This window comes from Eubacterium sp. AF17-7 (assembly GCF_003461285.1).
Classification (GTDB): Bacteria; Bacillota; Clostridia; order Lachnospirales; family Lachnospiraceae; genus Eubacterium_U; species Eubacterium_U album.
On the sequence record NZ_QTWU01000001.1, the window covers coordinates 190,831 to 213,875 of the forward strand.

The 23,045-nt window shown below is 33.3% G+C and carries 12 protein-coding genes; all 12 read left to right on the forward strand.

Annotation, left to right across the window (positions count from 1 at the left end; all coding sequences use genetic code 11):
* Positions 1 to 192 precede the first annotated feature (192 nt).
* The 12 genes from DWW96_RS00785 to DWW96_RS00835 all read left to right on the forward strand — a co-directional run bounded on the left by DWW96_RS00785 (position 193) and on the right by DWW96_RS00835 (position 22,996).
* Complete coding sequence (locus tag DWW96_RS00785; RefSeq protein WP_117908393.1) at positions 193 to 2,784, forward strand: beta-1,3-glucanase family protein; 2,592 nt, start codon at positions 193 to 195, stop codon at positions 2,782 to 2,784.
* A gap of 386 nt (positions 2,785 to 3,170) precedes the next feature.
* A complete protein-coding gene (locus DWW96_RS00790; RefSeq protein WP_117908395.1) occupies positions 3,171 to 12,578 on the forward strand; it encodes a PKD domain-containing protein in 9,408 nt (3,135 codons plus the stop codon).
* A 13-nt stretch (positions 12,579 to 12,591) separates the two neighbouring features.
* Positions 12,592 to 13,080 carry an SMI1/KNR4 family protein gene (locus DWW96_RS00795; protein ID WP_117908397.1) on the forward strand — a complete coding sequence of 163 codons (489 nt, stop codon included), beginning with the start codon at positions 12,592 to 12,594 and terminating at the stop codon, positions 13,078 to 13,080.
* Between the two features lie 565 nt (positions 13,081 to 13,645).
* Complete coding sequence (locus DWW96_RS13900) at positions 13,646 to 13,807, forward strand: hypothetical protein (protein ID WP_158562617.1); 162 nt, start codon at positions 13,646 to 13,648, stop codon at positions 13,805 to 13,807.
* Entirely contained in the window at positions 13,804 to 14,322 is a 519-nt protein-coding gene (locus DWW96_RS00800) for a DNA adenine methylase (protein ID WP_117908399.1), read from the forward strand. Before DWW96_RS13900 ends, DWW96_RS00800 begins: the two co-directional genes overlap by 4 nt.
* Positions 14,323 to 14,388: 66 nt before the next feature.
* Positions 14,389 to 15,705 carry an HYD1 signature containing ADP-ribosyltransferase family protein gene (locus DWW96_RS00805; RefSeq protein WP_117908401.1) on the forward strand — a complete coding sequence of 439 codons (1,317 nt, stop codon included), beginning with the start codon at positions 14,389 to 14,391 and terminating at the stop codon, positions 15,703 to 15,705.
* A gap of 1 nt (position 15,706) precedes the next feature.
* Entirely contained in the window at positions 15,707 to 16,147 is a 441-nt protein-coding gene (locus DWW96_RS00810) for a hypothetical protein (RefSeq protein ID WP_022088057.1), read from the forward strand.
* Positions 16,148 to 16,846: 699 nt separating this feature from the next.
* Positions 16,847 to 17,668 carry a hypothetical protein gene (locus DWW96_RS14330; protein ID WP_117908403.1) on the forward strand — a complete coding sequence of 274 codons (822 nt, stop codon included), beginning with the start codon at positions 16,847 to 16,849 and terminating at the stop codon, positions 17,666 to 17,668.
* 11 nt (positions 17,669 to 17,679) lie between these two features.
* Complete coding sequence (locus tag DWW96_RS00820) at positions 17,680 to 17,958, forward strand: hypothetical protein (RefSeq protein WP_022089321.1); 279 nt, start codon at positions 17,680 to 17,682, stop codon at positions 17,956 to 17,958.
* A 355-nt stretch (positions 17,959 to 18,313) separates the two neighbouring features.
* Complete coding sequence (locus DWW96_RS00825; RefSeq protein ID WP_158562618.1) at positions 18,314 to 18,655, forward strand: hypothetical protein; 342 nt, start codon at positions 18,314 to 18,316, stop codon at positions 18,653 to 18,655.
* A gap of 204 nt (positions 18,656 to 18,859) precedes the next feature.
* Entirely contained in the window at positions 18,860 to 19,417 is a 558-nt protein-coding gene (locus tag DWW96_RS00830; RefSeq protein ID WP_022089323.1) for a CDP-alcohol phosphatidyltransferase family protein, read from the forward strand.
* 93 nt (positions 19,418 to 19,510) lie between these two features.
* On the forward strand, positions 19,511 to 22,996 hold the full coding sequence (locus tag DWW96_RS00835; protein ID WP_117908409.1) for a DNA polymerase III subunit alpha: 3,486 nt from the start codon (positions 19,511 to 19,513) through the stop codon (positions 22,994 to 22,996).
* Positions 22,997 to 23,045 lie beyond the last annotated feature (49 nt).

Genomic DNA, 23,045 nt, shown 5'->3' on the forward strand with positions numbered 1-23,045 from the left:
ACAAAATTGAAAACAACAAAATACAATAAATGCCAAAAATAGAAAAGAAATTAAAAAATAATGTTACCATAATAAAATTTGAACCCTTTTTTTTAGTAAAATAAAAAGGTAAAAATAGTATATAAGAAAAAGTACTTATCGCGATTGGAAAGCGATATCACAAAAAAGTAAAAATATTTTTAGGAGGGTTTTATGAGAACATTGAACCGTTTTGCGCCAGGATTCAAGAGAATCATGGTTGCAGTCTTAGCAGTTGCTATGCTTGTATCTTCAATTTCATTTTCAAAGGGTACAAATGCAAAAGCAGCAGCATCAACTATTGGAAGCGCAGAAGACTATTCTGTAACAGCAACGGACGTATCAGACAGTCTTTGCAGAATCACATTTACACCAACAAATCCGGCAGCTTATGTAATTATTCATTACAAAGTTAACGATGGAGAGCAGGTTAACATTGGAATGAACGCTAAGGGTTCATATTTCGAATACGATATCAACAATGTTAAAAAAGGTGATAAAATCGATTGCTCATTTACATATAACAAAGGTGGACTTCAGTATGATTCATCAATGATGACATACACAACAGGATCAGCTCCTGTAACAGATACAAGTATTGAAGCACCATTTGGTTTAGTAGTTGCAAGTCCTGCAAATGGAGAAATCAGTGTAGTATGGGGAAGAGGAAACGTTGACTCATATAATGTTTACATTGACAATGCATTAGTAGGAAGCAAGTTGGGATGTGGATATTATGTTTATAAAGGATATGCAGTAGGAACTCATACAGTAAAAGTTACTACAGTAAGTGGTAATAAAGAATCAGCAGCTGCAACAGCTAGCGTAAATGTTATTGCCCCAACAACAAAGGCACCTGAAACAACAACAAAAGCGCCACAGACAACAAAGGCACCTGAAACAACAACAAAGGCGCCACAGACAACAAAGGCACCTACATCAAATATTGAAGCACCATTTGGATTAGTAGTAGGAAATCCTGAAGCAGGAAAAATCAGTGTAGTATGGGGAAGAGGAAATATTGACTCATACAATGTTTACATTGATGGTAAGAGAGTAGCATCAGCTGTAGGTTGCGGATATTATGTATATGAAGGATATGCAGCAGGAAGTCATACAGTAGCAATTACTACAACAAAGAACGGAAATGAATCAGCACAGACTACAATGACAGTAAATGTTGCACAGTCAGCAGTTGCCCCAACAACAAAAGCACCAGAAACAACAAAGGTACCACAGACAACAAAGGCACCACAGACAACAAAGGCACCTGAAACTACAACAAAGGCACCACAGACAACAGAAGCAATTGGGGTTGACTCAAGTCTTCCTGCACCATTTGGTTTGGTCGCTTCATCACCTGTAAATAATCAGATTACAGTAGTATGGGGATATGGAAAAATTAACTCATACAATGTATATGTAGATGATACAAGAGTTGCAAAGAAAGTTGGATGTGGCTCATACAAGTTTAAAAATATCGTAGCAGGAACACACACAGTTTCAGTTGCTACATATAAAGATGGAAAAGAATCAGCAAAAGTAAGCGTAACAGTAACAGTTAACGGTTTAACTGAAATTGCTACAACAGCTCCGGCTGAAAAACCAACATACAGTGAAGCAATTCCTGAAACAAGAGCAGACTTAAAAGCAAACGAAGACAGAATGTATTTCCAGATGAACAATAAGACAAAAGGTCAGTATTCAGATGATCAGGTTTATTGGTGCATACTTGGAAAGAATCCAAAAACACATGAATTATGTTATGTTGATACAAATGGAAATTTAATTCCTGTAAGCTTATCAATGAATACAGTTAAAAAGGGAGACAGAATGTGTGCAAATATCTGCAACACATTAGCTCAGAAAGATTATGTTTATATGCCTGACATTGAATCAGGAAGAATGTACTTAAGCTATGGTTCACCTGTTTATATTACAATTAACCAGGGTGCAGATGGAAATATGGGATTTGCAGGACCTGACCTTAACAATGCATCAGACCCTAATGCAGATGTATTATTTGAATTTATTGAATTTACAATTACAAACAAAGAATACTGGGGCAACACATCAAGAGTAGATTTCTACAGCTTCCCAATGGCTACAAGATTAATTGGTGAAGGCGGATGGAACAACTTCCCTGGTGATGCAGATGTTTACGATAAGACAGTAGGTGATTTAGGAACAAGAGCAGAAATGTTTGCAGCATTTAAAAATGAAGTACCTGCAGCATTCCAGACATTACTTACAGACAAGAGAATTATGGCACCATGTAAACTTACATTCAACGAAGGAAAGCAGTATTCAAATTATTTTGATAACTATATCAATAAATTCTGGTCAAAATATTCTACACAGGATTTAGTATTCTCATGTGATGCCGGAACATTCAGAGGACGTGTACATGGAGATACAATGGTATTTACAAAAGACGGTGTTGGTGGAACATACACAATTTACAAGCCAACAACTCAGGATGTATTAGAAGGAAAAGGCAACATGGCAAGAGGTAACTCAACAGAATTAGTTATCGAAGCACAGCTTTGCGCAGCATTTAACAGAGGTGTTGCAACAGAACCTGAAAATTATGATAATGAAAGTGCTTACTATAAGAATAGCAATTCAAACTTCTATTCAGGATTCTTCCACAATCATTCATTTGACAGACTTGCATATGGCTTCTGCTATGATGATGTAAATGACCACAGCACATTATTACATTACACAAATCCAACAGGATTAATCATTGATCTTAAGTGGTAAGAAATTAATAAACTGTAAACGGAAATAGAAATAAAAGACGTTGTTCTTACAATGAAAATTGTAAGGATGACGTCTTTTATATAATAAATAATTGTTAGATTTGCATCTATAAATAAATATATAAAGTAATCGGAGTTGTATATAAATATATTGATACAATATTAAAAATTTATTAATATAAAAAATATGTAGACAAAACATAAACAATGTATTACTATACAAAATAGTTAAACGATAATGTTTAAACAAAAAAGAAAAAAGGAGAAGATGGGATAGAGGGGTTTTAACCATTTTCAAATTTGTTTTCTTTAGTTATTGGTATGAGTAGTAGTAAAAACTTAAGAAAATATTTATAATGAAAAAATTCTAATATTCTGTAAAAAAGTATGAACAAATTATTTAAGAAAATGATTGCATTTATTCTTATATTTGCAATTATGACAACAAGTATCAATTTATCTGTATTCGCAGATATAGTCTCAGGACCGATTATGTATAACAATACTTCTTATGACACAATTGAGGAAGCTGTAAATAAGGCAACAGAAGATGGAGATGAAAATCCGGTAATTTATCTGAAAAGAAATATTGAATTTGGTGGGAGTGTAACACTTTCAGAAAATCAACATATGACAATTAGTTCGAATGATGAAAATAAAGTTGTGATAAGTTTTACATGTAATACAACAAAGTCAGATACGTTTTTCACAGTACCGGAAACAGCAAATTTAACATTTCAAAATATTGATGTAGAAGGAAATAGAGTTAAAACTACACAGGAAGATGGAAAAGTAAAATATGAAAATAAATATGCGGCGAACAAGAGCTTTATTATTGTAAAAGGAAAGGTAGTTCTAAATAATACAATATTTAGGAATTTTTCAGTAAATGATGATAAATCTATTTTTGAATTGAATAATGGTGCGTTAGAAATGGATAAGAACTCTGGAATTACAGAATGTGATAATCAGGGGATTTATGCAAGCAATGCTCTGATCAGAGTATATAATAAGGGCAATATAACTGGTGGAACAGTTTCAAATGTTAGAGGGTGGTATGATATTGGAGTAGGATGTGTTTTCTATTCTAATGATTTATTGGAAGTAAGTGATGTAAATATTAGTAATGTTGTAATAAGAGTTGCAAGAGCCAAGGAATTCACAATGAATAATTGTGATATTAGTGAGATATATTCATATGGTGAAGCGATAGATGCAGAAAAATTATATATTAAAAATTCAAAGTTTTATCATAATGGTTCTCATTACGGAACAAGTACATTAGCATTTGATTATGGTGAGATTATAAATACATCATTTGAAAAGGAATATGTAAGATATGGTTGGACAAATATTTTAGTAAGAAAAAGAGCAGTTATGGCTGGTGTAAAGTTTGTTAATAACAGGAACGATATTAAGATTGAAAAGAATGCTTCGGTTATTGTTAAAGAAGGAAAGATAGATAGTGAAAAATTTGGCAAGGATATTGAAGTAAATTCAAATGAATTTAGCGGTAATTCAATGTGTGCATTTTTTGTTGATAGTACAGCAACACTTATTGTTGAAGAAGGAACGTTTAGTGGGAACAATAATGATATGGGTGGTGCAATTAATAATCAGGGTAATACAATATTAAAAAAAGTATCTATTTTTGATAATAAGGCTAGGAATAGTAATGATAAGAATGTTAATAAGGTTACATATGGAAACGGAATTTATAATAATGGCACATTAGAGGTATATAGCTTAGCAAACATTCAGGATCAGATTATGCTTGGAGAAGGTAAAATAGTTACCGTTAAAGAAAAACTTATGTATCCTATAGATATTGTTGTAGAGGAGATAATTGGAGATGAATTTAGAGCTATTGCGCAATATGAGACGGAAGAATCAGAGGCAGATGCTTATATAAATGCTACAGAAGCTATATGGAAATTATCATCAGTAACAGACGATAAGCAGGATAATATTACAGCCAGTGGAAACAGAATTGGATTAGTTAGTGAAATTAATACACAGAATATTAAGTGTGTTGACAATAATAATCAACCTATAGAAGGAGTGAATTTTACTCTTTGGAAAGTAATTAATGGAAGAAAATATAAAATGGGAATTACGGGGGCTACAAATGAAGATGGCATACTCGAAATTGTACGTTTGCAAAAAGGAGATTATTCAGTAACATTAGATAAATATCCTGATGGATATTATCCAAATGAAAAAATAGATTATTTATTTACTACATCAAATGATAATACAGTAAAAATTATAAATCTTGGAGAGTTTAATGCAGAACCGACAGCGATTATTACATTAGATAAGGAAAAGTTTGAAGTAGGTGAGACAGTAAACTTTTCAGCTGCTGAATCTTATGATGATCATACTGATAAAGAAAATCTTAAATACTCATGGGATTTTGGGGATGGAAAGAAATCTGGCAGCTTAGAAGCAACACATAAATATTATTTGCCGGGAACTTATGTTGTTATATTAACAATTACAGATGAAAAAGGAAGAACAAATACTGCTGTACAGGAGATAGAAGTAGAGGGCTCTGATACATATAGAAAATTAAAAGTAAGGGTTGAATCGACGGAAACAGGTGAATTGCTTACGGGAGTTGACATATATGTGTTAAATGACAATAATGAAGCAATTTGGAAAAATTCTAATAAAACAGGTATATTAGAAGTTTATTTATTACCTGGAGAATCATATAGTGTATATGCAGAGGATAAAAATGAAAGGTATTTGCCACGTCAGTCAAAAGTGATAATGGGTGAAGAGGATAAGGAAATAGTATTATATCTTAGCACTAATGATACAGTAAAAGGTAAAGTTACTGCTTCTGAAATGACATATGGAGAGATTAAAGAAGCAGGAATTGACATGGACTGTGATGATAACCAAAGGATTAACAAGTATGAAGTAACTTTAGTATTTGGTCCTAAAGCATCTCAAACATCAGATGTGCGTAGTTGGGAAATTTATTCAGAAGAGGTTTCAGGTGACATAAAAATTAAAGCAAAATCAGAAACTACTTCCGGAGAATTTAAAATCAATACATATATAAAAGGAAATTCAGTCTTTTTCTTAATTGTTGATGGAACTACTAAATATTTGTGTGATATGTTTCATGTGCAATTAGTGGTGTTTAATACTTCAACACAGGAATTTATTACTGATTGCGAAGCAAAATTATGTCTGCCGGATGGATTAGCACTTGCAAAAATGATTGAAGGAAAATCTAATGAAGCAATTAAAAAAATTGGAAGGATTGATAAATCTAGTGAGGCTTGTGCTGATTGGTATGTAAGAGGGGAGAAAAACGGAGATTATAAGGTGTCGACGATTGTAACCGGAAAGATGGATGATGGGACAGGCGAGACGGAACCATATGAATTTATTCATCAGTTTGAATCTCAAGACATTCTTCATGTAACAGGAGAGGCAGCTTTGGAACTGAAGATTGCAGCTAATTCTATTGCATTTTCCGGAAAAGCATATCCTATTAGAATGACATATACAAATGTTTCAGATAAAACTTTATATGGATTGAAGTTTTTCTTTGATAGGGAAGAACAAAAGGCTATTGATGGAACAATATATTTAGAAGAGTATGATACGACACATAAAGTAGTAAACCATCCAGTAGAGAAAATAGAAGGAAAAAATGGTATTTTTTGTGAACGTTTATTACCAGAAGAATCATTTACAATTACATATGTAACAACTATTGAATTCTCTAAATTAAAATCATATTTAAGTGGTATTGTGACAAGAGTTTTAGAAGGTTCAAGTACAACATTTAGAAGCACTTCGTATGAAATTATAGAGGTTCCGGATTATGATAATGATTGGAATATTTGGAAAAATTCAATTGAACATTATGTAGGAGAACCAGTAAATTTGTATACTGGTGGATTTACATATAAATATACAGATATAATTGCAAGGGGAAGACATGAATTAACATTTGAAAGAAATTATGATTCCAGAAGAAAAGTTGATAATGGACTTGGCATAGGATGGTCATCAACATATGATTATGTACTAACAGATGATAGTGAAAACGATGAAATAACTGTTAGTTATCCAAATGGAGAAAAATATATATTTTTTAATCCAAACGATAATGGAATATATGAATCTTATGGTATGTGTGGAAAAACGCTTAAAAAGAATAATAAAGAATATATATTAACTGATGTAGCAAATAAATTAAAATTTGATTGTAATGGTAAGTTGATTTCTATTATAGAGAGTGATGGTTGGGAGACTGTATTAACATATAATAACGGATTGTTGGAAAATGTATCAAGTGATGCAGGCGAGATGAAATTTATTTGGGAAAGCACAGGATATAATGGCGATAATGAAGAAGTGGGTAAGAGTAACACAAATTCATTAGAGGATATTATTAAGAATTATGATCCTGCAAAAATTGAATGGGATGCAAATAAAATAAAAGTCACTCCGAAAAAAATAGAAAATCATATTAAAACGATTAACATCAATGGAGAAAATATCACATTCACTTATAATGGGGATAATCTAGATACAGTTACAAATCTTGATAAAGATACTATGTCATTTAGTTATGATGATAATTATAATCTTATTAGTATAAAAGATTTTGAAAACGTTGAAACTATAAAAAATATTTATGATAGAAAGTGTAGAGTGACTAGTCAGGTATCAAAGGATGAAGGAACATTCACATATACTTATGATGATGAAAAATATAGAAATATATGTAAAGGGGATAATGGATATAAAAATACTGTTGAATATGATGAAAATGGAGCAATCATTCGCGAAATTGCAGGTGATATAACTGAATATACATATAATGGATATGGAAAAGTTGTAGGAGCAAAAGATTCAGATGGTATTGTATATACAGCATATGATAATAACGGAAATATTGTAAAAATGGTATATCAGGATGGAACATATGAAGAGTATACTTATCAAAATAATTTGATGACATCATATACAAACAGAAATGGTGAAATGCAGAAATATGTTTATTCAAATGAAGGACTTTTACTTAAACTCATAGATGCTAATAATAATAGCATATCTTATGAGTATGATGTAAAAGGAAATCTGGTTAAAGAAAAAACAAGTGAAGGCATCGTTATTAAATATACTTATAACAAAGCAGGATTGGTGGCAACAAAGACGGACGGTAATGGAAACGTTATCAGATATACATATGATGATTTTGGGAGGACTGTCAAAGAAACTGATAATGATGGTAATGCAAAAGAGTATACATATTCGAGAGCAGGTAAAGTTTTAAGTGAATCTGATGAAAACAAAAATACTATTAAATATAAAGTAAACAAAAATGGATTTATAACAGAAACTGTAGATACTTGTGGCAATTCTGAAAAAACAACATATAATGCACAGAGCAAGATAACAACAGTTAAATCAAAAGCCGGTTATGAAACAAAGTATGTTTATGATAAAATGGGAAATGTTACATCAGAAACAGATGCGCTTGGTAATAAAGTGAAATACACATATGATTCTTACGGAAATGTGACATCAAGAGTTGATGAAAATGATAATATATGGATGTATTCCTATGATAAGAAAGGGAGACTTAAGTCAATATCAGATCCTTATGAAAATAAAGATACATATATATATGATGACAATGGTTGGTTAATATCAAAGAAAGATGCTAACGGAAATAGCTATTCATATGAATATGATGGAACTGGCAAGGTATTGGCTGAAATTGATGAAGAAGGTAACAGAAAAACATATAACTATGATAGTAATGGCAATTTAATTACAGAGACGGATTTTAACAACAACGTTACTGTTTATACATATGATGGAGATAATAGATTAAAGAAACTAGAAACAGATAAGTGCATAACAAAATATACATATGATAATTGTAATAATGTGATTGCCATTGAAAAAGTAGATAATTCAAAAGAAAATGATAAAGTATCGAAAATATTATATACTTATGATTTCGCCGGTAGAGTGACAAGCTTTACAAATGCTAATAATAGTGCAAAGGGAAGTGATAAAGTATTATATACATATGATAAGGCAGGAAATCTTGCAACTGTAACAAAACAGAATGGGACAATAGATGCCGGAACAATTACATACACATATGATGGAAACAATAATCTTGTTTCATTAAAGAATGAAAGAGGATATGAGGAAAAATATGTCTATGATGAGCAAAGCCGATTGGTAAGTAAAACGGATGCAAATGGCGAAGTTTCATTATATGAATATGATTGTGATGACAATCTTACATTTGAATGTAAACCAAACAATTATTCTGAAAAATACGAATATGATGCAGTTGGTAAAGTTAAAAAAATGACATACGCCGAGGGAAAGGGTGAAAATTATTTACCGTATGCTGATTATTTATATGAGTATGATAAAGCAGGACGTTTAATTAGCGAAAAGGCTAAGGATAGTGAGTCCAAGTCGACAGTCGAGTTGGGACACTATACATACGATAAAGCAGGTAATGTGAAAACCATAACAGATGGATTAGGTAATGAAACATCATATGAATATAATAAGCGTGGAGATGTTACTGCTTATAAAGATGGAAATGGAAATGTTACAAGATATAGCTACGATGGAAATGGTAACATTATAAAAAAAGTAGAGGCAAATAATAATGAGATTACTTTTGTATATGATTCAATGAATAATGTTATTGAACAAAAAGAAAGTAGCGGTAAAATTTGCAAATGGGAATACGATGCAAGTGGTAATATTACAAAATATGTAGATTCAGAAGGTCATACGACAAAATATGAGTATGATTTAAATGGAAATAATACTAAGATTGTTGATGCAAAAGGTAACTATGTATCAATGGAATATAACTATTTGAATCTTTTAAGTAAAAAGGAATCTAACGGAAAATTACTTGAAACATATAGTTATGATAATGCTGGAAATTTGATAAAGAAAATAGACAGCAATGGAACTGTGTATACATATGAATATAGTGCAACAAACCAAATCACAAAAATGGTTAAAACATCAAAAAATGGTAAGGCAAAATACAGTGAAATATATTCATATGATAAGGGGGACAATCTAAGTAAAATTACTTATGACGATGGGACAGAAGAGTCGTTTACATATAACGGGAATGGAGATGTTACATCTTATAAGGATAAGAATGGAAATAAGACTTTATATTCATACAGTTATAATGGAAATCTTGTTAAAGTAACGAAACCGGATGGAAACTTTAACTGTTATAGTTATGATGAAAATAACAATTTGACAGTTAAGGAAGAATGTGATGCCAAAACAGGAGAGAGTCATTTGACTAACTATAGTTACGATGCTAATGGTAATTGTACTAGAGAAGGCGTAAGTCTTGGAGAAGATAAAAAATATATATACACTTACTATAAATATGATTGCATGAATAATCTTATAAGTGTAAGTGATTCACCAAATGATGCAAAAGCACCTAATAAGACATATAAATATGATTTAGATAATAATGTTATTGAAAAAACAGAAGGTCAGGATACTATAACTTATTGTTATGACAAGGACGGCAACTTAATTTCAATGATTACACCAAACAACGAGGTGTCGTTTGATAGAGATAACCTTGACAGAATTGTTAATACAAATCAGAATGGAAAGCATGTGTCATACGAATATGATGCTGATGGAAATAAAAGTAAAATAACATATTCTGATGGAAAGGTTGTATCATATGAGTACGATGGAAATGGAAATATTATTTCTTTAAAAAATGATAACAAGTCAACATATTTTACATATGATTATTTAAATAATATAACAGAAAAGTCATCAAATGGTGTTGGTGAAACATATAAGTATGACAACTCACATAATCTCGTTAAGGTGTATGCTACAGAGGGAATAAGAGCTTATCTGATTGACAACTATGAATACGATGCTAATGGAAATATTATAAATCATAAAGAGTCAGGTAGATATACAGAAAAAACAAAGGAAACAAAATATGAATATGATGTTGAAAACAAATTAACCAAAGAAACAATTATTTCAGATGGGAAAGAATCAACAACAAAATATGAATATGATGGTTTTGGCAACTTAATATCAGAAACAAAAGATTCGTATAAAACATATTGCAAATATAATCATTTGAATCAGTTAATAGAGAAATATAATGATAATGATATAGATGCTTCCGGACTAATTAAAGGAATAAAGTATTCATATGACAGTCATGGTAATCTCGCATCAATAAATGATTATAAATCAAGTGTTATTGCGAAATTTAGTGCAACATATAATGAAAATGGACAGATTAAGACAGCTTTCAAAAATGTTAATACAAATGGAATCAAAGATATCACAAGTAACTATGAATATGATGGTTCCGGAAATTTAATAAAAGAAGCAAATGTGGTTCAGTCGTTGACAAATAAGACATCAACAGAGACACAGTATATTTACGACTATACGGAAAAGAACCCGACAGTTTTATCAGAAATAAAAAACAATGGAGTAACAATTGATTATGCATATGGATGTGACAATAAAAAAACAGATGTTACAGTTGATACAAACATACTTTACAAAAAGACTCATGAGACATATAGTGTAAGCACAGACATAATAGGCTCTACAAGATGGGCGTTTGACTCAATAGGAAATGTTTGTGCTAGCACGGAGTATGATGCATGGGGAAATGTAACTGAAAATTCAGGTTTAACTGTTAATGCGTCAGTGCCTACAGTTAATATTACAAAGAGTTATACGGGACATATTTATGATGAGGGAACCGGATTTTGGAATGCAGGTGCAAGAGAATATGATCCGTTTACAAAAAGATTTACATCAATGGATCCAGAAAACGGAAACATATATATGCCGGAAACATTACATAAATATTCATATGCTTCGAACAACCCGGTAATGAATGTTGACTTAAATGGACGCTTTACAACATCAACATTTGAAAAAGCAGCATGTTCGGCTGTAAAAGCGGCAATAGGAGGAATATACACATTTACAGAAACAACGGTTAATGTGTGGAATGATTTTAATAATCTGATAGACAGAATACCGGCTCCGGTAAAGGCAGCGGTAGCAATTGCAGGTACAGGTATTGCAATTGCATCAGGAGTTGCACCGGGAGCAGCGGCCTTAACAATGGCTATGGCAATGGGAGAAGGAGCAGCGGTAAATCTGGCTTTCTATGCAGTGGGCAGTTATGTTACAGGAAAACAGATGACATGGAAGGATGCTATAAAGACAGCCGGAAAAGGAGCGTTAGACGGAGCATTCCTTAATGGAATAGGACAGGGCATTGCAGGTGCAGGAAGGATTCTGGTTAATAATAAGGCAGGAATAAAGAACTTTTATGTAGACGAGACCGGTTCCGTTAAAATAGATGGGTTAAGTGGTGGTAAGACGCAAGTGTTTGATATTGTTGAATATGGAGATAAAACCTCTGGGTTAGAAAATCATCATGGAGTTTTAGACGTATGGGCAACCAATAATATTGATGGATATAAATCAAGGGCAAGTAAATCTACAACAATAGCATTAACACCCGAACAGCATGCAACTACAAAATTAGTATATAGAGACTGGTTGTATGAGAGAACTGGTAAAAAAGTAGGAGGAAAAGTTGATTGGACAAGTGTGTCACCGCAAGAAGCACAAGCTTTGTCGGAAAGAATGTTTGACGCAGCAAATGTTCCTTTATCTGCAAGAAATGATTATTACAGAGAATTCAATCGCTATATTTATGGATTAGGGAATTAGAAAGGAATTAGAGATGGATATTTTGAAGATGCTTGATAAAATTAGAAATACTCAGGGATGTATTGTATATAGTCCTTGTGGCTTGCCAACATTAAATGAAGGAGTTGATTTGCCTAATGATTTAAAAGTGTTTTATGAGAATTGTGGAGGTGTTTGTTTCTTTACTGATAGTGCGTATGGGTTTACGATTGTAAGTCCAGAAGAAATGGTATTAGCAAACCCAATTATCGTTGGGGAACTTTGTGGGGAAGATATATCATCAGAGTGGTATATTATTGGTAAAGATACCGAAAATAATTATATTACTATTGATTTGGCAAAAGAAAGGTTAGGAAGATGCTACGATAGCTTTTGGGATAGACACGGTGTGGTTGGAGAATGTGCTATTGTTGCACAAACTTTTACAGAATTGGTGTCACAATTGTATAGTAATCAAGGTAAAAGCTTATTCTGGTTAGATGATGATTTTAATTATTTAGGTGATGCTTATGATGAAGCATAATATTTAATTATGTCTCCACTTAAGGCACCTGAAATCATGACCGAATATTGTTTTTATGGCATAGAATGCATTGTTTGCATAGCACTTGGTGTTGTGGAGATGATGCGTTTTTGTGTGATAATTTTCAAATTCTTTTCCAAACTGTTAATATCGGTCTACGTCTTTCGAATATCGTGCCCAAAGTCTGCTTTTTGTAATCTCACAAAGAGAGTGTGTTCAGATGGTTCAATAAATCGTTAAGTTAGAAATCTTGATTCTGGTGCAGTTTTTCTATGGGAGATGCTTCATCTGTAAAGGAGGAGTGCATTTGAGTAAGTAGAAGGTTACTTTAAGGATTGAAGAAGGAGAAAAATTAAAAACTGATAATGTTTCAGAAGCTATTAGAATATCAATTATGCAAAGTCTGGCTACGGAAGATTAGAAAAGGTTAAGACATTGTTTCCGTATATTGGGAAAAAACACCGAGAATAGGAAGGAAAGTTGTGAATGCATTTGAACAGTCTGGATGTGAAATTTTTGTTGGTTTATTCTGCGGTAACATTGCTATTTACCATGGGATGTGAAAGTGGTTATTAATGATATTAATGGAAATCTTACAAACCTGTATATGGTAATTCGAGACAGACCATCTGATTTTGTAAGTGTGGTCATAAAGGTACCTTATTCCGAGGTGGTGTTTCAGAGGTTTAAGGAAGATTTGAAGTCAGGTAATACTATGTCAATTTGAATAGGGCGGTTGCATATTTTTATGTGAGCTTTGGTGCATACAGAGGTGGGATGAAAAATCCGTTATTTCATATTTCTACATCTGCTGATACGAATAGAGCTGAGAGTTATCAAAAGAGTATTCAGTGGATTTTACAATTATCTAAGAGGTTACAGAATGTGGAGATTTTGAACAGGGATTTCCGTAGGGTGTTGCAAAGCTATAATACTGAACAAGTATTTATCTATACTGATTGCCCGTATCTGGGAACGGAAAATTATTACGATTATGTTTTTACGGTGCAAGAACATAAATACTTAGCAGGAATGTTAAAATCACATAAAGGGAAATTTGCATTATCGTCTAAGTCAATGAAGCAACTGCGTAAGTTATACCGTTCTAACAAGCATTATATATTGGGATTTGAAGATGACAGTAGACTTCCCAATAAGCGTCATCGGGAGCAACTTATTATGAACTTTGAAATGAAACACGTAAATAAGTATGGAGATAACGATATTAAGCCATACAGATAAAAAATAAAGATGGAGTATGCTGGAAGTCCATACACTATCGGCATTTCCGCTAATGGAGAAATATAGTTGCTCCATGGAACGGATGTTTTTATAAGTGCAGAGATAAAAAACAACGGAGTAACAATTGATTATGCATATGGATGTGACAATAAAAAAACAGATGTTACAGTTGATACAAACATACTTTACAAAAAGACTCATGAGACATATAGTGTAAGCACAGACATAATAGGCTCTACAAGATGGGCGTTTGACTCAATAGGAAATGTTTGTGCTAGCACGGAGTATGATGCATGGGGAAATGTAACTGAAAATTCAGGTTTAACTGTTAATGCGTCAGTGCCTACAGTTAATATTACAAAGAGTTATACGGGACATATTTATGATGAGGGAACCGGATTTTGGAATGCAGGTGCAAGAGAATATGATCCGTTTACAAAAAGATTTACATCAATGGATCCAGAAAACGGAAACATATATATGCCGGATACATTACATAAATATTCATATGCATCGAACAATCCTGTAATGAATGTTGATTTAAACGGACGTTTTACAACATCGACATTTGAAAAAGCAGCATGCTCGGCTGTAAAAGCAGCAATAGGAGGAATATACACATTCACAAAAACAACAGTTAATGTGTGGAATGATTTTAATAATCTAATAGACAGAATACCGGCTCCGGTAAAAGCAGCGGTAGCAATTGCAGGTACAGGTATTGCAATTGCATCAGGAGTTGCACCGGGAGCAGCGGCCTTAACAATGGCTATGGCAATGGGAGAAGGAGCAGCGGTAAATCTGGCTTTCTATGCAGTGGGCAGTTATGTTACAGGAAAACAGATGACATGGAAGGATGCTATAAAGACAGCCGGAAAAGGAGCGTTAGACGGAGCATTCCTTAATGGAATAGGACAGGGCATTGCAGGTGCAGGAAGGATTCTGGTTAATAATAAGGCAGGAATAAAGAACTTTTATGTAGACGAGACCGGTTCCGTTAAAATAGATGGGTTAAGTGATGGTAAGAGTGGTAGTACTTCTAATACTTCTAATACTTTATACCATTATACCAATAAGAAAGGTATGAATGGAATTATTGATTCAAATCAATTGAATCCGTCATTGAAAGCTAATAATCCTAAAGATGCTAGATATGGAAATGGTCAATATTTATCAGATATAACACCAGATTCAGTAACGCCAGGGCAGCTTGGAAAGAAATTTATTAATGTTCCAAACAAATACAAATATACCAATTATGTTGAAATAGATGTATCGGAGTTAGATGTGGTAAAAGGTAGAGGTGGAGTTTTTGTAATTCCGAATAAAGTTCCGTTAGATTTAACAAATAGAATTATCAGTTATGGAAAGGTGGGACAATAAATTGCTAGATAAGAAATATATTTATCTCCAAGATGAGGGGGATAAGTATTGGATAGAATTAGATGGAGAAAACTATGCTGTTCGACAAATATCTAGGGATACTTGTGGTAGATATCATTTATCATGTTTTGAGGATTGTCTGGCAGAAGGAGTTTTTGAGGAAAAATGTATCGAAAAGATAATATCAAAAAATGAATTTCAAGAATTGTGGTATAGTTGTTTAGCCAGATTTTCGAAACAATGGAAGTCTGTTAAAACAAAATATAAAATTGGTTCAAATGTTCTGGGGAGAGTAGAATATTATTATCCACAAGGAATTATTTTGAAAGGTACCGATTTTACTGCTTTATATAGGGGAAAAAATAACTATAGATTGCATGAAGAAGTAAGTGTAAGAATAGTTAAATATGATGATGACAACATGTGGTTTGTAGTAGAGTAATTTGTTTAAAGGTTGTGATATAGTTATTATTTCACAGCCTTTACTCTATTACGAGCAGTAGAATTACATAAGATTTACTTTTGAAAAGCAGTAATTTTAGTCCAATTATTGCTTCAAAAGGCAGTAAATCACATACAGATTTTTGATGGAAAGATGGTATCGGATTCTTTTGATTTTACTTTCAAGATATTACGAGAATCCATTTTTATTTAGAAATTTAGCTGTTACGTAAGATTTTTTCGTAATTAAGTTTCACTTTATTTAATATGAATTATGACATTCAGAGACAGATAATAGCCTGTTAAATGCAGACAACTAAGAGAATGAAGTGTCAATTTCCAGTAATCTGAAACTATTTGCATCTGAGAATACCAAAATTCTCCAATCTTAATCCACACTTCCTAACATCATATCTCTGTTTTGATTCATTTTGATTTTCTGAATATAAATCAAACTAATATCTCCAGAAACCAGCTCGTCCATCGATAATGCATATTTCCATAGATCCGTGGAATATTACTTTTATCATAGTGTTTGAATTTTGTATATGCTCGATTATCTGAAGCAAGAATTGTAGCTTCAAAAAACAAATAGTTCCGGGAATTTGATAAAAGAGGCAAATGAGGTTCAGTCGTTGACAGACAGAGACACAGTACGGCAATAGGAGGAATATACACATTCACAAAAACAACAGTTAATGTGTGGAATGATTTTAATAATCTAATAGACAGAATACCGGCTCCGGTAAAAGCGGCGGTAGCAATTGCAGGTACAGGTGTGGCAATTGCATCAGGAGTTGCACCGGGAGCAGCAGTCTTAACAATGGCTATGGCAATGGGAGAAGGAGCAGCGGTAAATCTGGCTTTCTATGCAGTGGGCAGTTATGTTACAGGAAAACAGATGACATGGAAGGATGCTATAAAGACAGCCGGAAAAGGAGCGTTAGACGGAGCATTCCTTAATGGAATAGGACAGGGCATTGCAGGTGCAGGAAGGATTCTGGTTAATAATAAGGCAGGAATAAAGAACTTTTATGTAGACGAGACCGGTTCCGTTAAAATAGATGGGGTAAGTGGTGGTAAGAGTAGTACTCCATCTTATGGAGCATATAGTACTAAAATCGATTCCAAGGTTACTGCAGTAGAAAAACAAGAATTGCCGAGTTGGTTAATTGATACCTATAAAGATGGGCAATATCGTACTGTAGTAACTAATGAGGAAATTACTGTATATCGTGCATTTGGATATAATGCGGAAGCTGGTGGTGCATTTGCGACAAGTAATCCTTCTATAAATAGAGTACAAACAAAAGTTGATAGTGCAATACTACTAGAGTGGAAAAATACGCTCAGGTATGAGGCAGAGATTGTTATCCCCAAAGGAACAACTTTGAATATAGGACGTGTAGGAGAGCAATATACTATGAGCGGAGCAAGACTGTCAGGAGGCGCGGATCAAATCTTATTGCCACAAAATTGGGATTTGAATTGGATTAAGAGTATTAGAAATATTAAACCTTAAGGAGCATTTATATGAACACTATATTAGAATTAAAAAAACAAATTGAAAAGGTAATTTTATTGTTAGAACAACGCTTGATAGATGACCCAGATAGGCCCATTTTAAAAACTTTATATGATAGATATGTGAGGGCTGAAGAAATATTAAACAATAATGACGATATTAAAAAAATAATGATTATTGGTGGGTGTAGAGCATATTTGGATGCATTTAGCGATTATATGAATCCATTGCTAATTGAGATGGACAAAGCAGAAAAAATGTTTTCGAATATGAATGTGAAAAAATAAATTGAAAAAACAAAAAAATCAACGGTATTCCATAATCTTAGAAACATTATGAAATAGCGCTGATTTTCTGTTAGTCTTTAATAGTCAGCTAGTTGCATCAATAAGGAAAAAAGAATTGCATGCCTATGCAGAAAACAACTGCCGTGTAAGCGGATTTTTATGCTTGTATGGAATCTGTCGACTGCATTATGACTTTTCTCTGCACATCCGACAAGTAAAGTTGTTTATATTTATCATGGAGTTTATTCTCTTGTCTTGTGGTTTCAAGATAGTTGGCATTATACTTTATGTTATGGTGTATGTTGTTATAAGGCCGTTCATCCAAGCAGCTGGCAGTTATGTTGCAGGGAAGCAGATGACATGGAAGGATGCAATAAAGACATCCGGAAAAGGAGCATTAGATGGAGCGTTTCTTAATGGAATAGGCCATAGTATTGCAGGTGTAAGAAGAATACTTTCTAATAACAAGGCAGGAATAAAGAAGTTTTATGTAGATGAAACCGGTTCTGTTAAAATAGATGGGGTAGGTGGTAGTAAGGCTGATATTACTACAGAAATTGGATATAATGCGGGAGATACTCAGGTAAGAGTAGATGGTGATTGGACTGAAAATGATATGAAACAAGCATTGTTAGGACATCCACCCAGAGGTAGATGCTGGAATATGCAAAAGTATAGTTACTATGTATTCACATGAGGGGGAAACATTACAGGAAATGCAAATAGATTTTTATGAGGCATTATTAAAATTTGGTTTAAAATGTGACGAATAGAAATTGATTAAAATAAAAAGAGCTTGAGATATACCTCAGGCTCTTTTTTGTGTTATAATAACATATACTATGTGCATTTGTTAAATACTTATGGATAAAACCTGAATAATGAAATGGAGATAGATATTATGAAAAAGGACTGGAAGAGAGAATATTTTTCAATCCCAAATTTAATGGGATATTTTAGACTGATTTTAATACCGGTATATTTAATGGTATATATTCACGCAGATGGAATGAAAGATTATGCAATTGCGGCGGGAATTTTATTGCTGTCAGCGCTTACGGATTTCTTTGACGGAAAAGTTGCAAGAAGATTTGACATGATAACTGATTGGGGAAAAATTCTTGATCCTATAGCAGATAAACTTACTCAGGGAATTGTTGTTATAAGTTTGATTTTCAGATACAGATTTATGGCGATTGTGTTGGTTATATTTATAGTCCAGCAATTGGGACAGGGAATTTTAGGACTGATATATATTAAAAAAAGCGGAAAAGTTGAGGGCGCGAAAATGTTTGGAAAAGTAAGCACGGCATTTCTTGACTTTATGGTATTAGTTTTAGTTATATGGATAGATATACCGAAAAATGTTGCATTGGCAATGATGACAGTGTCAGTATTTTTAATGACAAATTCATTGCTTAGATATTTTGATTATTATTACAAAGAGATAAGGAAATAAAATGAATGAAGTTCATTTTCTAAAGATATTTCCGATGACCAGCCAACAATTAAATGGCTAGGCAATAACACATTTTTTATAGGAGATTAACATATGAATTTTGCTCATTTACATGTGCATACAGAGTTTAGTTTGTTAGACGGCTCGAGTAAAATTAAAGAAATTACGGCAAGGGCAAAGGAACTTGGAATGAATAGTCTTGCGATTACTGACCATGGTGTTATGTATGGGGCGATAGACTTTTATCGCGCTGCAAATGCCAATGGAATTAAGCCGATTATCGGATGTGAGGTTTATGTTGCACCGGGTTCAAGATTTACTAAAGAAGCAGGGGAGAGCGAAGACCGTTACTATCATTTGGTTTTGCTTGCCGAAAATAATAAAGGATATAGCAATTTGTCAAAAATCGTATCAAAAGGATTTGTTGACGGATTTTATTATAAACCACGAGTAGATTACGAGGTGTTACAGGAATTTCACGAAGGTATAATATGCCTAAGTGCATGTCTTGCAGGTGAGGTGCAGAGATATCTGGCAAGAGGAATGTACGAAGAAGGAAAAAAAGCAGCGCTTAAATATCAGGATATTTTTGGAAAAGGCAATTATTTTCTTGAAATGCAGGACCATGGAATTCCTGAACAGCGTATGGTTAATCAGCAGCTTATGCGTATGAGTCAGGAGACAGGTATTGAGTTAGTGTGCACAAATGACGTGCATTATACTTATGATACCGATGTAGAAGCGCATGATATTTTGTTGTGTATCCAGACAGGTAAAAAGCAGTCAGATGAAAATCGTATGAGATATGAGGGAGGGCAATATTATTTAAAAAGTCCCGAAGAGATGGCTGAATTATTTAAATTTGCGCCTGAAGCATTAGAAAATACGCAGAAGATTGCAGACAGATGTAATGTTACATTTGAATTTGGTGTTACAAAACTTCCTAATTATGAAGTGCCTGAAGGTTACACTCCGGCAACATATTTGAGAGAATTGTGCAATAATGGATTGCAGAAGAGATATGTCGATACAAAGCTTGATTATGATTGCCCGATGTCTTTAGGACAATTGAAAGAACGCTTAGATTACGAACTTAGCACAATTGAAACCATGGGATACGTGGAATACTTCCTTATCGTATGGGATTTTATAAATTATGCAAAGACAAATGGAATTGCAGTAGGTCCGGGACGAGGTTCGGCAGCAGGAAGTATAGTTTCGTATTGCCTTGAAATTACGGATATTGACCCTATTAGATATAACTTACTTTTTGAAAGATTTTTAAATCCTGAGCGTGTGTCCATGCCCGATATTGATATTGATTTTTGTATCGAAAGAAGGCAGGAAGTTATTGATTATGTAGGAAGAAAATATGGCAAAGACCATGTCGCTCAGATTGTTACATTTGGAACTTTAAAAGCCAGAGGTGTGCTTAGGGATGTAGGTAGGGTACTTGATATGCCATATGCACAGGTGGATGCAATTGCAAAGACAATTCCTAAGGAATTGAACATTACTCTTGATGGAGCTTTGAAGGAAAGTAAAGAGTTTAAGGATTTATATGAGAGTGATGAACAGATTAAATATCTTGTTGATATGTCACGAAGACTTGAAGGGCTTCCACGTCATGCTTCAATGCATGCGGCAGGTGTAGTAATTTGTGCAAAACCTGTTGAAGAGTATGTTCCGCTTTCAAGAGCAAGTGACGGTTCAATTACAACCCAGTATATAATGACAACATTAGAAGAATTGGGACTTTTAAAAATGGACTTTTTAGGATTGAGAAACTTAACTGTAATTCAGAATGCGGTTAGATTTGTTGAAAAAGACCATAATATAAAATTGGATATGCATAGCATAGATTATGATGATAAAAAAGTATTGGCTTCTATAGGAAAAGGAAATACAGAAGGAATTTTCCAGTTGGAAAGTGGCGGTATGAAAGGGTTCATGAAGGAATTAAAACCTCAGAATCTTGAAGATATAATAGCCGGAATATCACTATATCGTCCGGGTCCTATGGATTTCATTCCTAAATATCTTGAGGGAAAAAATAATCCGGAAGCAATTACTTACGACTGCCCGCAACTTGAGCATATATTAGAGCCAACTTACGGCTGTATTGTATATCAGGAACAGGTTATGCAGATAGTTAGGGATTTGGCAGGATATACATTAGGACGAAGCGACTTGGTTAGAAGAGCCATGTCAAAGAAAAAAGATTACGTTATGCAGCAGGAAAGACAGAACTTTGTTTATGGAAATAAAGAAGAAAATGTACCGGGCTGCATAGCAAATGGAATAGATGAAAAGACTGCAAATAAAATTTATGATGATATGATTGATTTCGCCAAATATGCTTTCAACAAGTCTCATGCGGCGGCATATGCAGTTGTTGCCTATCAGACAGCATATTTGAAATACTATTATCCGGCAGAATTTATGGCAGCTATGCTTACATCTGTCATGGATAATGCAGAAAAAGTATCTGAATATATTTATTCATGCCGCTCAATGGGAATAAAAATACTTCCTCCGGATATAAATGAAGGAGAAAGCGGATTTTCTGTATCTGAAAATTGCATACGATATGGTTTGACTGCAATTAAAAGTGTAGGAAAAAATATTATTGATGCGATTGTAATGGAAAGAAATGCAGCAGGAAAATATAAATCATTAGAAGATTTTATCTCAAGAACAAGTCCGCTTGGAGTTAATAAGAGAGCTGTTGAAAACTTTATTAAGGCAGGGGCTTTGGATTCACTTGGAGCGACAAGAAAACAAATGATGATGGTTTATGTTCAAATCATGGATTCAGAGGCACAGGAAAGAAAAAACACCATGGCAGGTCAAATGAGTTTATTTGATTTTGTAAGCGAAGAAGATAAAGCAGATTTTGAAATTAAAATGCCTGATGTTGGTGAGTATTCAAGTGACCAGATGCTTGAATTTGAAAAAGAAGTTTTAGGAATCTATGTTAGTGGACATCCTTTACAGAAAGAAGAAGCAAGATGGCGTAAGCATATTACAAATATTTCCACTGATTTTGCTGAAGTAGGAGAAGATGAGGAAAATACAAAAGTCGAAGACAAGGCAAGAGTAACAATAGGTGGAATAATTACCGGAATTACAAAAAAATATACAAGACAGGGGCAGCCTATGGCATTCTTAACATTAGAAGATTTGTTAGGTTCTGTTGAAGTAATTGTATTTCCAAGACAATATGAAAAATATAAAACACTGATTGCTGAGGATAATCAGATATTTGTTAACGGACAGGCAAGCTTAGAAGAAAATGCAGCAGGTAAAGTTATTGCAAATGATATAAAAGTATTTGATGAATATGGTACAAGTCTTTGGATTGCATTTGCAGATAAAGATGATTATACAAATAAGGAAGCAGAGCTGTTTGAATTACTTTCTGAAAATAAGGGAAAAGATAAGGTTATAATATATCTTGTGAAGGAAAAACAGAGTAAAATGTTGCCTGCTATGTATAGAGTAGATTCAAATGATACATTAGTTGAAAAATTAAAGGCTATGTATGGAGAAAAATTTGTGACAAAAGTATTAGAGTAGCATTTGTGACAAAGATATTAGAGTAGCATTTACAACAAAGATATTTTAG